We start from the raw sequence: 14205 nt of genomic DNA, 5'->3' as shown, positions 1-14205 counted from the left end.
GGCGTAATCGTTACAGGCCCATGCTGCGCCTGCAAAAACACCGCTTTGCACCAGCAGCAGGCACATTGGATTGACAGCTGCGGGGCCTTCGGCAAAAGTGCGCTATCCAAAGCGGTTTGAGGGCGATTCTTTTCGGTCGCCATTCCGCCGCTGTTGGCACAGCGCCCCGCAGGATGGGCGGGGTCATCCGGGAGGACTGCATATGACATTGAAACTGACAGTCAGCGTTGCCGCGCTGGCGATGATGGCGGGCGGCGCTGTGGCGCAAGACCTGACTTTTCCGATCGGTGAGGGGGCCTTCAACTGGGCCTCGTATGAAGAGTTCAAGGCCGCGCATGGCGATCTGGCCGGGCAGACCCTGACGATTGCCGGCCCATGGCTTGGCCCCGATCAGGAACTGGTCGAGTCGATGCTGGCCTATTTTGCGGCTGCCACCGGCGTGACCGTGCAATACGTCGGATCGGACAGCTTTGAGACGCAGGTGCGCATTGATGCCGAGGCGGGGTCTGCCGCCAATATCTCGGTGTTCCCGCAGCCCGGCCTTGCCGCCGATCTGGCGCGTCTGGGGCAGGTGGCCCCGCTGACCGATGCGGATGCGACCTTCTTTCAGGAAAATTACGCGGCGGGCCAGTCCTGGGTCGATCTGGCGACCTTTCCCGGCCCGGATGGCACCGAGGCGCTGTACGGTTTTTTCTACAAGGTCGACCTGAAATCGCTGGTCTGGTTCAGCCCGGAGAATTTTGAGGATTCGGGCTATGACGTGCCCGAAACCATGGAAGAGTTGAAAGCGCTGACCGAACAGATGGTGGCCGATGGTGTGACACCATGGTGCGTCGGTCTGGGGTCGGGCGGGGCGACCGGCTGGCCTGCGACCGATTGGGTGGAAGACATGATGCTGCGGGTCAACACGCCGCAGGATTATGACGCATGGGTCAGCAATGAGCTGAAGTTCAACGATCCCAAGGTCGTGGCCGCGATTGAGGAATTCGGCTGGTTCATCGAAGAGGGCCGCGTCGCCGGGGGCCGGGGGGCCGTTGCCACCACCGATTTCCGCGACAGCCCCAAGGGTCTGTTCTCGTCGCCGCCGCAGTGCATGATGCACCGTCAGGCCTCGTTCATCCCGTCCTTCTTCCCCGAGGGCACGCAGATGGGGCTGGACGCCGATTTCTTCTATTTCCCGGCCTATGCGGAAAAAGACCTCGGCAAGCCGGTTCTGGGCGCGGGCACGCTGTTTGGCATCACCAAGGACAGCCCGGCGGCGCGCGCCTTTATCGAATGGCTGAAAGTGCCCGCCGCGCATGAGGTGTGGATGGCGCAATCGGGATTCCTGACGCCGCATACCGGGGTCAACGTCGATCTTTATGCCGATGACACGCTCAAAGGCATGGGGGAGATTTTGCTGAGCGCCGATACCTTCCGCTTTGACGGGTCCGATCTGATGCCGGGCGGTGTTGGGGCTGGCTCTTTCTGGACCGGGATGGTCGATTATGCAGGCGGCAAACCGGCGCAAGAGGTGGCGGATGCCATCCAGCAATCCTGGGACGGGTTGCAGTAAAGCCTGACCACCCCCGGCGGCATCACCTGCCGCCGGGGGTTTCTTTGCCGCAGATGCGCGCAGACCGACAGAATGCGAGCCGGGTCAACCGGCCACGGACCGGGGAACACAAAGGGGGAGGTTGAGGCGCCATGTCACCGGCACTTCAGGGTTTGATCACCATCATCATCGGGGTTGGCGGCTGCGTCGGCTATTTCTACTTTTCCAACCTGTTTCTGGACAAGGTGCTGTATCCGCCATCCGGCCCGCATGCCGGGCGCAACATCAACCGCGCCAATCTGATCCGGCCCTGGCTGTTTCTTGCCCCGGCGCTGATCGCGCTGTCGGTGTATCTCGCCTATCCGGTGGTGGAGACCTTGCGCCTGTCGCTGACCCAGCGGGTGCCGGGGGGCGGCTATGTCTGGGTGGGGTTGGACAATTACCGCAAGATGTCGGGCGAGCCGAAGTTCTGGGAGGCCCTGCGCAACAACATGCTGTGGCTGATCGTGGTGCCGGCGATGTCGACCGCATTCGGCCTGCTGGCGGCGCAACTGTCTGACCGCATTCGCTGGGGCAATATCGCCAAATCGCTGATCTTCATGCCGATGGCGATTTCCTTTGTGGGTGCCGCCGTGATCTGGAAGCTGGTCTATGACACCCGCCCCGCCGATCAGGAGCAGATCGGGATTCTGAACGCGGTATGGCTGGCGTTTGAGGGCGGGCCTGCGTCGGTGCTGTTCCTAAAGATTGTGCCGGCGCTGGGGCTGTTGGCCTTTGCCGCTGCGGTCGGGTGGATCGCATGGGTGTTTGTGCGCCCGATGCTGCGCCCTGCGGGCCAGCCGGTGGGGCGCGGGACCATTCCGCTGCGGGTTCTGGGGGCAGCGGTGGCGCTGTGGCTGATCTACATATCGCTGCGCTCGGTCCTCGGGGTGCTGGGCGCGGATCTGCCGTATGGGGTGCCGCAGACATGGCTGACCATTCCGTTCTGGAACTCGTTCTTTCTGATGATCGTGCTGGTCTGGATCCAGACCGGCTTTGCCATGGTGATCCTGTCGGCGGCCTTGCGCGGGGTGCCCGAAGACACGATCGAGGCCGCGATTGTCGACGGGGCCAACCCGTTCCAGATCTTCTTCAAGATCAAGGTGCCGCAGATCATGGGCACCATCGTGGTGGTCTGGACCACGATCACCATCGTCGTGCTCAAGGTGTTCGACATCGTCTTTGCCATGTCGAACGGCCAATGGGAAACGCAGGTGCTGGCCAATTACATGTATGACAAGCTGTTCCGCGCCAACGATTGGGGTGTCGGCTCGGCTTCTGCCATGGTGATCATGCTTTTGGTGACGCCGATCCTGATCTGGAACGTCTACAACGCCCGCAAGGAGATGCGCTGACATGGACAATGTAGTGGGTCAAAAGTCCGGGCTGACCTGGGCGGTGCATATCTCGATGGCGGTGCTGGTGGCGCTTTGGCTGTTCCCGACGCTGGGGCTGTTTGTGTCATCGTTCCGCACGGCGGATCAGATCGCCACATCCGGCTGGTGGTCGGCGCTGTCGACGCAGGAACGTCAGGTGCCCGCCATCCGCGTCGGCGGGGCCGAGGTCGAGGTGGACGGGCGGTTTGTGATCGAGGGGCGGCTGTTTGCCGCCACCGATGCCACCGTCAGCGCCTGGGGCACGTCTTCGGTGCAACCGACCGCATTTGAGCCCGGCGACGTGGCCGATCTGGGCGACGGTGTTACGCTGAGCGTGGCCGAGGATGGCGCCTATGTGCTGTCCAGCCCGGTGACAACCGAAGGCACCCGCCTGCCACGGATTTTCAGCACCGCCGCCACCCCGCCGGAGTTCACGTTCGAGAACTACCGCGCCATCCTGTTTGAACCCAGCAACACCGACGGCATGTCGAAGGCGTTCTTCAACACGCTGACGGTGACGATTCCCGCCACCATCATCCCGATCCTTGTGGCAGCTTTTGCCGCTTATGCCCTGGCGTGGATGGATTTTCCCGGCCGGGCGCTGCTGATTGCGGCGATTGTCGGGCTATTGGTGGTGCCGCTGCAACTGGCGCTGATTCCGCTGTTGAAACTGCACAACGAGATTGGCATCGGCAAGGGCTATCTGGGCACATGGCTGGCGCATACCGGGTTCGGGCTGCCGCTGGCGATCTATCTTTTGCGAAATTACATGGTGGGTCTGCCGCGCGATATCATCGAGTGCGCCAAGGTCGATGGCGCGTCTGATTTCCAGATCTTTACCAAGATCATCCTGCCGCTGTCCTTCCCGGCGCTCGCCTCCTTTGCCATCTTCCAGTTTCTGTGGACGTGGAATGACCTGCTGGTGTCTTTGGTGTTCCTGATCGACTCGTCGGGGGAAACCACGGTGATGACCAAGCAGATCGTGGAACTTCTGGGCACCCGTGGCGGCAACTGGGAAATTCTGGCGACCGCCGCTTTCATCAGCATCGCGGTGCCTTTGCTGGTGTTCTTTGTAATGCAGAAATACCTGGTCCGCGGCCTGCTGGCCGGATCGGTGAAGTGAGAGATCTATGGCCAAACAAGAACAATTCGTGATGGGCACCGATGCCAACTGGTGGCGCGGGGCGGTGATTTACCAGATCTATCCGCGCAGCTTTCAGGACAGCAATGGTGACGGCATCGGCGATTTGCGCGGCATCACCGCGCGGCTGGATCATATCGCCAGCCTTGGGGCCGATGCGGTGTGGATCAGCCCGTTCTTCACCAGCCCGATGAAGGATTTCGGCTACGACGTGTCAGACTATTGCGACGTGGACCCGATGTTCGGCACCCTGTCGGATTTCGACGCGCTGATGGCGCGGGCGCGCGAACTGGGGCTGAAGGTGATGATTGATCTGGTGCTGTCGCACACCAGCGACCAGCATCCGTGGTTCAAGGAAAGCCGCCGCGACCGCACCAACCCGCGCGCCGACTGGTATGTCTGGGCGGAACCAAAACCGGATGGCACGCCGCCCAACAACTGGCTGGCGATCTTTGGCGGATCATCCTGGCACTGGGATGCGCGGCGCGAGCAGTATTATCTGCACAACTTCTTGACCAGCCAGCCCGACCTGAACCTGCACCATGAACCTGTGCAGGAGGCGCTCTTGGATGTGGTGCGGTTCTGGCTGGAACGCGGGGTGCATGGCTTCCGGCTGGACACGATCAATTTCTACTTTGCCGACAAATACTTGCGCGACAATCCTTCCTTGCCGAAAGACCTGCGCAATGACAGCATCGCGCCGGGCGTGAACCCCTATAACCACCAGCTACACCTGTTTGACAAGAACCAGCCGGAAAACCTTGAATTCCTTCGAAAATTGCGTGAGGTGATGAACCCCTACGGCGCGGCGGCGGTGGGAGAGGTCGGCGATGCGCAGCGCGGGCTGGAGATCATGGCCGAATACACCTCGGGCGGGGATAAGGTGCAGATGTGCTATCCGTTCGAGATGTTGCAGCCCACACGGCTGACGGCGGATCTGCTGGCCGAGACGTTTGGGCGGATGAATGCGGTGGCCCCGGATGCCTGGCCGTGCTGGGCCTATTCCAACCACGACACGGTGCGCCATATCACAAGGTGGGATCTTTCTGACGCTGCAGCAAGGACTTACACCGTGCTGTTGATGTGCCTGCGCGGGTCTTTGTGCCTGTATCAGGGTGAGGAACTTGGCCTGCCCGAAGCGGATATCGACTTTGAAGAGCTGCGCGACCCCTACGGCATTGAATTCTGGCCCGAATTCAAGGGCCGCGACGGCGCGCGCACGCCGATGACATGGGTCACCGACAATGCCAATGGCGGGTTTTCCGATGGCAACCCGTGGCTGCCGGTGAAATCGCCGCATCTGAACCGGGCGGTCAGCGCGCAGGACGCAGAGCCTGCGTCGATGCTGAACCATTACCGCCGGGCGTTGGCGTTCCGCCGCGCGCATGACTCCTTGCGCTATGGCGATCTGGCCGGGCTGGTCGCCGATGGCGATCTGGCCTCCTTCCGCCGGATGGGCGAGGAAGAGATTTTCTGCGCCTTCAATCTTGGGGCCGAACAAACACATATCCGGCTGCCCGAAGGACAGTGGGCCGCCATTGGCGGCGATCTTGGCGCAACAGCGGCCATCGGTGGCGAGGTCACACTCGGCGGCTGGGGCTTCTGTCTGATGCGCAAGGAATAAGGGAGGGGAGCCCGGACATGGCCGAATTGAAACTGACAAATGTGGCAAAAGCCTATGGCGAGGTCACGGTGCTGTCGAACATCAACCTCGACATCAAGACCGGCGAGCTGATCGTTTTCGTCGGCCCCTCGGGCTGCGGAAAATCGACGCTGCTGCGGATGATTGCGGGCCTGGAAAAGATTTCCGGCGGCGATTTCACCATCGACGGCGACCGCATGAATGAGGTGCCCCCGGCGCAGCGCGGCATTGCGATGGTGTTCCAGTCCTACGCGCTGTACCCGCATATGACCGTGCGCGACAACATGAGCTTTGCGCTGAAGATCGCCAAAAAATCGCAGGCCGAGATTGATGCGGCAGTGGCGAAGGCGGCAAAAATCCTGCAGCTGGAGCCGTATCTGGACCGTCTGCCAAAGGCGCTGTCGGGCGGGCAGCGGCAGCGGGTGGCAATCGGGCGATCCATCGTGCGCGACCCCAAGGTCTATCTGTTTGATGAGCCGCTTTCCAACCTCGACGCCGCCTTGCGGGTGGCGACCCGGCTGGAGATTGCGCAGCTGAAAGAGTCAATGCCCAATTCGACGATGATCTATGTGACGCATGATCAGGTCGAGGCGATGACGCTGGCCACCCGCATTGTGGTGCTGGCGGGCGGCGGGATTTCGCAGGTCGGCACGCCGCTGGAACTGTACGAACGGCCACAGAACGAATTCGTGGCGCAGTTCATCGGCAGCCCGGCGATGAACCTGATGGCGGGTGAGGTTGTAGGCACCGGCGCGCAGACCCGGGTGCAGCTGGAAAACGGCGGTGAGGCGGTATCATCCGTGCCGACGCTGGCCGCCGATATGGGGATGAAGGTGAACATCGGGGTGCGGCCAGAGGATCTGCTGGCCACCACCGGCACGCCGATTTTCAGCGGTGAGGTTGAGATTACCGAAGCCTTGGGCGAGGTGACGCTGCTGTATTTCAAGCGCGCCGGCGGCGATGCGCAGGTGGTGGCCAAGCTGCCCGGCATCCACAACGATGTGCGCCGCACCACGGTGGCATTGGGCGCCGATCCGGCCAAGGTGCATCTGTTCAGCAATGGGATCAGCCTGCTGTATCGCTGATGTCTGATCCCTGACCAAAGGCCCCTGCGAAAGCCGGGGCCTTTTGCTATGGCACCAGCGCCAGCACCGCCAGAAACACCAGCCCGAGGCCAGAGGCGAGCAGCCCGGGCACCCAGAGCGTGAGGCGCGGGGCGGGGGCGAGGCGGGGGGTGATCTTTGGCTGTGACATGCCGGTGTTAAACGATGATTCAGTTTCCTATGCGTTAACGGCAGGATGAACTGGCATTGGGATTGTGAAGAGTTTTCGCCAACCGGCCCCTTGCAGCAAAGCGCCGCCTATGCAGCGGCGGTGCGGGCCTGTGGCGGGCGGGTGGCGCGGGCAGAGCTGCGGGCAGACGGGCAGGTGCTGGCGCGGGTGCAGGTGATGCGCCGCGCCGGGCTGGCGGTTGCGCTGCGCGGCCCGGTCTGGGCGCAGCGGGTAGAGCCTGCGCTGCACCGGCGGGCGCTGCGCCGACTGGCGCGGCTGGCGGCGGCGCTGATCGTTTTGCCCGAGCAGGATGTGCATGGGCTGGGGATCATCCCCCTGATGACGCCGCGCCATGTGGCGCTGTGGGATCTGCGCCCCACGCCGCAGGATCTGCGCGCCGGGATGGCGGGCAAATGGCGCAACGCCTTGGGGGCGGCGGAACTGCGCGGGGTGCAGGCGGCGGCGGCCCCCCATAGTGCGCTGCCCGCGCTGATCGCGGCCGAGGGCGCGCAGCGGCAGGCGCGCGGCTATCGCGCCCTGCCGGGGGCGTTCACGCAGGCGCTGCCGCCAGAGGCGGTGCGGCTGTGGCAATGGCGGCAGGGCGGGCGGGCGCGGGCGATGATGTGCTTTGTCCGTCATGGGGACTGGGCAACCTATCATCTGGGCCATGCCGATTCTGCCGCACGGGCGGCGGGGGCGCACCGAGTGCTGTTGTGGCAGGCCGCTCTGGCCCTGCGGGCCGAAGGGGTGACGGTGCTGGATTTGGGCGACATCAACACCGAGGATGCGCCGGGCCTTGCGCGGTTCAAGCTGGGCACCGGGGCGGCGCTGCACCGGCTGGGGCCGACCTGTCTGGTGCTGCCGGGATAGCGCGGCGGTTGGGGCGTGCTTGCAACGGCCATGCATATGCGCTTAGTCATTGAGCCTACAGGAGTGTGTTTCATGCCCACCAGTTCCACCCACCCCCGCCGCAAGCGGCTGCCACCGAAATTCCCGGCCCCCGAGTTCCCGCCGCGCAAGCTGCCGCTGTTCGCGCGGATGCCGCCTGCGGTGTTTGCGGTGGTGCTGGGCCTGCTGGGCCTGTCGCTGGCGCTGAAACGCACGCTGATCGAGGTGCAGGTGCCGCAGGGCCTTGGTGATCTGGTGATGGGGCTGGCGCTGGGGCTGTGGCTGTTCTGTGCGGTGGCTTATGCCATCAAGATCGCCCGCCGCCCCGCTGTGGTGACGGAAGATCTGCGCACCCTGCCGGGGCGGGCGGGGCTGGCGGCGGCGTCGGTCGGCAGTCTTGCCTGTGCCGGGGTGCTGGGGTTCTTTCACGCCGGTCTGGCGCAGGGCGTGCTGATCTTCGGGCTGGGGTTGCAGACCGTGCTGGCGGTGCTGATGATCCGCAGCCTGCGGCGCGCCCCGGCTGAGGGGCGGGGTGTCACCCCCGTGTGGCATCTGGCCTTTGTCGGCTCCATCGTGGGGGCGCTGGCGGCGGTGCCGCTGGGGTGGGACCGGCTGGCCGCAGGGATCTTGTGGGGCACGATTCTGGTGGCGGTGGTGATCTGGGGCATCAGCGCGGCGCAGCTGATCAAACGCATCCCGCCCGCGCCACTGCGCCCGCTGCTGGCGATTCATCTGGCCCCGGCCAGCCTGTTCGCCTCGGTCGCCGGGCTTCTGGGGATGACCACGCTGGCGCAGGGGATGCTGCTGGTGGGTTGCGCGGTTTTCGTCGCCTTGATCATCTCGGGTCGCTGGATCATTCAGGCCGGGTTTACCCCGCTGTGGGGGGCGTTCACCTTTCCGCTGGCGGCCTTCGCCTCGGCCCTTCTGATCAACGGCTGGGGGCTGGCGGGGGTGGTGGTCAGCGTTCTGGCACTGGGCGCGGTGCCGGTGATTGCGTGGCGGGTGATCGCTATGTGGCCTGCGGGCACGCTGGCCAGCAAGACCAACGCCGCCACCGCCTAAGGGCGCGGCGTCAGCATCGTGCTGCCGACGGCCGCTGCGCGGGCAAGCTCCGGATCAAGGCTCATCGGCACATAGTCGCCGCGCCGCCAGCGTTCGCCCAGATCGTCGTAATGGCGTGACAGCGGGTGGCCGGACTGTCCGGTCGAGATCACGAAGACCGAGGAATCCGGGTCGGCAAAGTCATACACCCCGCGATAGCCCGCGCCATGCACGTTCAGATAAGGGTTCGGCCCGGTGCCTTTGGTGCGGCCGCGCATCAGGGTGTGGTCATCGCCGCTGGTCGACTGGCGGATGTTGACGAACCATTTCAGGAACGGCACCTCGCCCATCACCGGATGGTCATGCGTCGCCTCATGCGCCTGCCCCCAGCGCCAGCTTTCGGGGTTGGGGCCATAGCGCCCGGTCAGGGCGATCAGCGCCTCATCCAGCGCAATACGCGCAAGGTCAGCGCAGGTTTCCACCGCCGCCGACTGGATCACATCACACCAGATGCCCGCCCCGCCGGTGTTGCGGAACACCCGGTCGATGAACACCGGATCGGGGTGGGTGATGGTATCGGCAAGGGGCCCCAGCTCATCGCGGATCAGCCGGTCATTCAGCGCGCGGACCCAGGCCTGATAGATCAGCGGTTCGGGCAGATGTTCGTTCATCTCGCCGTTCCATTCGGCCAGCAGGCTCAGCGCCCGCTGGCGCAGGCGTTCGGGGGTATTGTCGGCGGCGGCCTCACCCGTAAACCACAGATCGGCCCCGATCAGCGGCAGGATCGAACGCGCCGCGGGCGAGACGGTATCAAGCTGCGCCTCGATGAAGCTTTCGCGGGTGTGCACCTCGCGCGTCTGCATCAGCGCCAGCCAGCGTTGGATGCGCTGCGTGTCGCCCCAAAGAAAGGACAGATGGTCGGGGAAGGGCTGATCGACGGTCTTGTTGTTGGTATTGCCAAGGATGCCGCTGGTCGGGTTGATCACGCGCGGGTTGCTGTCATAGGGCAGGGTGCCCTGCCAGCGGCTGGCGGCATTGGTGCCAAGGGCGGGCATCCGGCCTTGCGTCGGGTGGCCGGCATCGCGCACCGGGATCTGACCGATCACCTGCAGCGCAATCCCATTGGCATCCGCCAGCATCAGGTTCTGCGCCGGGGCGACAAACAGCCGCCCGGCCTCAATCGCGTCATTGATCGAGCGTGCCTGCATCACCCGCAGGGCGGCGGTCATCGTGGTGTCGGCCCCCGACAGTGCAGTCCATGACAGCGCCGCCACATGGCCGGGCGGGGTGACAGAGGCCAGATCGTAATGTGATCCGGGCAGGACCGGCCCCGCCTCTGACCAGCGCAGGGTGATGGTCACCGGGGTCTGGCCGCGGACCTGAATGATGGACCGGCGGGTGGTGAACGGCTTCATCCCCTCGGCCGTCTGATATTCCTCGGTATTGGCGGGGTTGAGCTTTTCCATGATCAGATCCTGATCATCGACGTAAGAAGAGGTCAGCCCCCAGCCCAAAGCCGCCGAACGCCCGATCAGAATGCTGGGCACGCCGGGAATGGTGGCCCCGATCACGCCGCCCGATTGCAGCTCCAGCCGGGCAAGATACCAGATGGTGGGCGCGGTGAAGCCAAGGTGCGGGTCATTGGCCAGCAGCGTACCGCCCGCCGCCGAGCGGTCCGGCACGGCGGCCCATGCGTTCGACGCCCCCGCCAGATCGACGCGGGGAAACGGCGACAGCGGGTCATCGGTGGCCATGCGCAGCGGCGCGGTAGAGGGGGAAACGCCCGGCATCAGCTGGGCATAATCGGGCAGGGCGGTGATCGCCTGACCCGGATCATCAGGCAGAATATCGCGCAGCCGGTCGGCGGGCAGCAGCATCGACATCCGGGCGCGCAGCACCTCGGCCTCAAGGTGGCCCGAGAGTTGCAGCGCCATCAGTTTCAGGATGGCGATGGAATCGGCGGGGGCCCAGGCGGCAATCTCGTTGGAAAAGAAGAAGAACTCCGGCGCACCCCGGCCGCGCGCGCCGTTGTTGATCTCGCCGATCCACGCATTGACCCCGGCGGCATAAGCCTCCAGCGCGTCCCGCGTGGGGGCGTCCTGCGCTTCGACCGATTGCAGCGACAGGGTGTAAAGGTCATAGCGGCGCAAAAGCTCGTCGATTTTCAGAGTGCGGTTGCCAAACACCTCAGACAACCGGCCCTGCGCTGTACGGCGCAGCATGGTCATCTGCCACAGCCGGTCCTGCGCATGGGCAAAGCCAAGCGCGAAATACACATCGCGGTCGGTCGCGCCAAAGATGTGCGGCACGTTGTCATTGTTGCGCAAAATCTCGACCGGGGCGGAAATGCCCGCAATCGTGAAGGATTCGGTGTAATCCGGGATCGAGCGTTCCAGAAAGTAGTAAACACCGATCAGACAGAGCAAACCCAAGGCCACAAGCCCTGTCAACAGCCGTAGCATCCAACGGAAAACACTGAGCATAAGGGGCCTGTTCTTGACGGCAGGGGTGGGCCTGTTACCTAAGACATTGCAGACAAAAGAGCAATGCGAAGGGAGGCATGTGATGGCAAAGGTAGCATTCTTGGGCTTGGGCGTGATGGGGTTTCCGATGGCGGGCCATCTGGCGGCCAAAGGGCACGAGGTGACGGTCTACAACCGCAGCTCCGCGAAAGCTGACGCCTGGGTGGAAAAGCATGGCGGCCGCGCGGCCCCAACCCCGCGTGAGGCGGCGATGGGGCAGGATTTCGTGTTTGCCTGTGTGGGCAATGACGACGACCTGCGCGGCGTGTGCACCGGGGCCGATGGGGCCTTTGCCGGGATGAACAAGGGCGCGGTGTTTGTCGATCACACCACGGTGTCGGCGCAGGTCACGCGCGAGATGGCAGCACTGGCGGCAGAGATGGGGCTTGGCTTTGTCGACGCACCCGTGTCGGGCGGGCAGGCGGGGGCGGAAAACGGCGCGCTGTCGGTGATGTGCGGCGGATCGCAGGACCAATACGACCGCGCCGAGCCGGTGATCGACGCCTATGCACGGGTCTGCCGCCGTCTGGGCGACTCGGGTGCCGGGCAGATCGCCAAGATGATGAACCAGATCTGCATCGCCGGGCTGGTGCAGGGTCTGGCCGAGGCGCTTGCCTTTGGCGAAAAGGCCGGGCTGGACGGCGAGGCGGTGATCGAGGTGATCAGCCAGGGCGCGGCAGGGTCGTGGCAGATGGCCAACCGGCACAAGACCATGCTGGAAGACAAGTTTGATCATGGTTTTGCGGTGGACTGGATGCGCAAGGATCTGGGGATCTGCCTTGCCACAGCCAACGACATCGGGGCATCGCTGCCGGTGACGGCACTGGTGGACCAGTTCTACAAGGACGTGCAGCGGATGGGCGGCGGGCGCAATGACACCTCAAGCCTGATCCGCCGGTTGCGCTGAGCACAGATCTTCTGCGAAACGTCCGGGGTTACGACTGTTCTGCGAACATTCAGTGGCCCCGGACGTTTCGCAGAAAGATCGTCCGGTTACGGGATGATACGGTTGTATTTCACGCCCGTCAGCGTGGCCCCGGCGATAAAGCCCTGCTGACCGAAGACCAGCGCGATCACCGGCTCCATTTCAGTGGTTTCCTTGCCGATGGACGCGCCTTGCGCAGGCGTGGCATAGCGCACATCGGCCCCGGCGGCCCAACCCGGGCTGCGGCGGAACTGGCCAAGTGCGCTTTCAGTCATGAAAAACAGCGCATGGGCATATTGCTGGGCGCCGATCTGCAACCCGAAGGTTGCGCGGGTGGCGGAATAGTAATCCACCGTCACCCCATTCACCCGCAGCGCGCCGCGCCCGTAGCCGCCGCCATAGATCAGCCCGGCTTCGGTGATCAGCGGCATGATCAGCACGCCGGCGGCGCGGCTGGCCAGATCGCGGGTGCCGGGGAAGCTCGAATACAGATATTGCTCGGTCGACACCACCCGCGCGTCGATCTGGGCGGCACCATTGCTGCCCACGCCGTTGCCGCAGGCGGCGAGAAAGCCGGTGACCCCCGTCGCGCCAAGGAAGACCCGTCTGGATAAATTACGTGCTGCGGTCATATGCTGTCGCCTCTGCCTCTTGTGGCCGCGGGGGCCGATCAGGGCTCTGCTGGCCCGTTCCCACCATATATAGCGGGTTTGTGAACAATTGTCATGCGACGATCGCGGTCTTGGCGGCAGTTTGCCGATCAGCCCCGCAAATCAGGCCCGCCCGTCGCGGATCGCCCGGGCGACCTCGGGCGCGAAATAGGTCAGCACCCCGTCACAGCCCGCCCGGCGGAACGCCATCAGGCTTTCCAGCATCACCCGGTCACCATCAATCCAGCCGTTCAGCGCCGCGGCCCGGATCATCGCGTATTCGCCCGAGACCTGATAGGCAAAAGTCGGCGCGCCGAACATGGTCTTGGCGCGGTGGATGATGTCGAGATAGGGCAGGCCGGGTTTGACCATCACCATATCGGCACCTTCCGCCAGATCGCGTTCGATCAGGCGCATCGCCTCGTCACTGTTGGCGGGGTTCATCTGGTAGGTTTTCTTGTCGCCTTTCAGTGCCGCAGTCGCCCCCACCGCATCGCGGAACGGACCATAAAACGCGCTGGCGTATTTCGCGGCATAGGACATGATCGCCACATCCTTGTGCCCCGCCGCCTCCAGCGCCGCGCGCATCGCGCCGATGCGGCCATCCATCATGTCAGACGGGCCAAGGATATCGGCCCCCGACTCGGCCTGCGCCAAAGTCATTTTGACCAATGCCTCAACGGTTTCGTCGTTCAGGATGATGCCATCCTGCACCAGCCCGTCATGACCATGGGCGTTATAGGGGTCCAGTGCCACATCGGTCATCACCGCGATGTCGGGCACCGCCGACTTGATCGCGCGGATGGCGCGGTTCGCCAGATTGTCGGGGTTCCACGCCTCGGCGCAATCGGCGGTGCGTTTTGCGGGGTCGGTGTAGGGGAAGAGGCAGATGGCGGGAATGCCCAATTCCGCCGCCTCTTCCGCCGCGCGGACCACCTGATCGACCGACAGACGGTCGACCCCCGGCATCGACGCGATGGGTTCACGCAGATTGTTTCCGTCGCGCACAAACACCGGCCAGATCAGATCATTCACCGACAGCGTGTTTTCCTGCGCCAGCGCCCGCAGGCTGGCAGATTTGCGCAGGCGGCGAAAGCGGGAGGTAGGCGTCGGGGCAACGGTCGGGCGCATGGCAGGGCTCGCATCTGGTGAGGGGCTTGCAGCTTTTGGTCTTG

Annotated in this window: 12 protein-coding genes; 8 read left to right on the top strand and 4 right to left on the bottom strand. The window is 64.2% G+C overall.

The window, feature by feature from the left end:
• Positions 1-202: 202 nt before the first annotated feature.
• The 5 genes from Q7J44_RS09145 to Q7J44_RS09125 all read left to right on the top strand — a co-directional run bounded on the left by Q7J44_RS09145 (position 203) and on the right by Q7J44_RS09125 (position 6817).
• Positions 203-1555, top strand: a complete 1353-nt coding sequence (locus tag Q7J44_RS09145; RefSeq protein WP_304879088.1) for an ABC transporter substrate-binding protein — start codon at positions 203-205, stop codon at positions 1553-1555.
• Positions 1556-1686: 131 nt separating this feature from the next.
• Positions 1687-2928 (top strand): carbohydrate ABC transporter permease, encoded by a 1242-nt coding sequence (locus Q7J44_RS09140; protein ID WP_304879086.1) that lies wholly within the window; start codon positions 1687-1689, stop codon positions 2926-2928.
• A gap of 1 nt (position 2929) precedes the next feature.
• Complete coding sequence (locus Q7J44_RS09135; RefSeq protein WP_304879084.1) at positions 2930-4072, top strand: carbohydrate ABC transporter permease; 1143 nt, start codon at positions 2930-2932, stop codon at positions 4070-4072.
• Between the two features lie 7 nt (positions 4073-4079).
• Entirely contained in the window at positions 4080-5714 is a 1635-nt protein-coding gene (locus Q7J44_RS09130; protein WP_304879082.1) for an alpha-amylase family glycosyl hydrolase, read from the top strand.
• Positions 5715-5731: 17 nt separating this feature from the next.
• The gene (locus tag Q7J44_RS09125; protein ID WP_304879080.1) at positions 5732-6817 is read left to right on the top strand and encodes an ABC transporter ATP-binding protein; all 1086 of its coding nucleotides are present in this window, start codon (positions 5732-5734) and stop codon (positions 6815-6817) included.
• Positions 6818-6863: 46 nt separating this feature from the next.
• On the opposite strand, the gene Q7J44_RS09120 is transcribed toward Q7J44_RS09125, so the two are convergent.
• The gene (locus Q7J44_RS09120) at positions 6864-6986 is read right to left on the bottom strand and encodes a hypothetical protein (protein WP_304879078.1); all 123 of its coding nucleotides are present in this window, start codon (positions 6984-6986) and stop codon (positions 6864-6866) included.
• 45 nt (positions 6987-7031) lie between these two features.
• On the opposite strand from Q7J44_RS09120, the gene Q7J44_RS09115 reads away from it, so the two are divergent.
• Both Q7J44_RS09115 and Q7J44_RS09110 read left to right on the top strand, forming a co-directional pair.
• On the top strand, positions 7032-7874 hold the full coding sequence (locus Q7J44_RS09115; protein ID WP_304879076.1) for a GNAT family N-acetyltransferase: 843 nt from the start codon (positions 7032-7034) through the stop codon (positions 7872-7874).
• A 72-nt stretch (positions 7875-7946) separates the two neighbouring features.
• Positions 7947-8954: a tellurium resistance protein gene (locus Q7J44_RS09110; protein ID WP_304879074.1), complete on the top strand. Its 1008-nt coding sequence runs from the start codon at positions 7947-7949 to the stop codon at positions 8952-8954.
• On the opposite strand, the gene Q7J44_RS09105 is transcribed toward Q7J44_RS09110, so the two are convergent.
• Positions 8951-11416 (bottom strand): penicillin acylase family protein, encoded by a 2466-nt coding sequence (locus Q7J44_RS09105; RefSeq protein WP_304879072.1) that lies wholly within the window; start codon positions 11414-11416, stop codon positions 8951-8953. The two genes, Q7J44_RS09110 and Q7J44_RS09105, sit on opposite strands and share 4 nt — an antisense overlap.
• An 82-nt stretch (positions 11417-11498) precedes the next feature.
• On the opposite strand from Q7J44_RS09105, the gene Q7J44_RS09100 reads away from it, so the two are divergent.
• Entirely contained in the window at positions 11499-12362 is an 864-nt protein-coding gene (locus Q7J44_RS09100; protein ID WP_304879070.1) for an NAD(P)-dependent oxidoreductase, read from the top strand.
• Positions 12363-12448: 86 nt separating this feature from the next.
• On the opposite strand, the gene Q7J44_RS09095 is transcribed toward Q7J44_RS09100, so the two are convergent.
• On the bottom strand, positions 12449-13012 hold the full coding sequence (locus Q7J44_RS09095) for a YSC84-related protein (protein ID WP_304879068.1): 564 nt from the start codon (positions 13010-13012) through the stop codon (positions 12449-12451).
• Positions 13013-13153: 141 nt separating this feature from the next.
• Positions 13154-14161 carry a porphobilinogen synthase gene (hemB, locus tag Q7J44_RS09090; RefSeq protein WP_304879066.1) on the bottom strand — a complete coding sequence of 336 codons (1008 nt, stop codon included), beginning with the start codon at positions 14159-14161 and terminating at the stop codon, positions 13154-13156.
• Positions 14162-14205 lie beyond the last annotated feature (44 nt).

Source organism: Pseudotabrizicola sp., assembly GCF_030656345.1.
In the GTDB taxonomy this organism is placed as follows: Bacteria; Pseudomonadota; Alphaproteobacteria; order Rhodobacterales; family Rhodobacteraceae; genus Pseudotabrizicola.
Note: the sequence above shows the minus strand (reverse complement) of the source record. Positions and strands in the feature narration are given on the sequence as shown.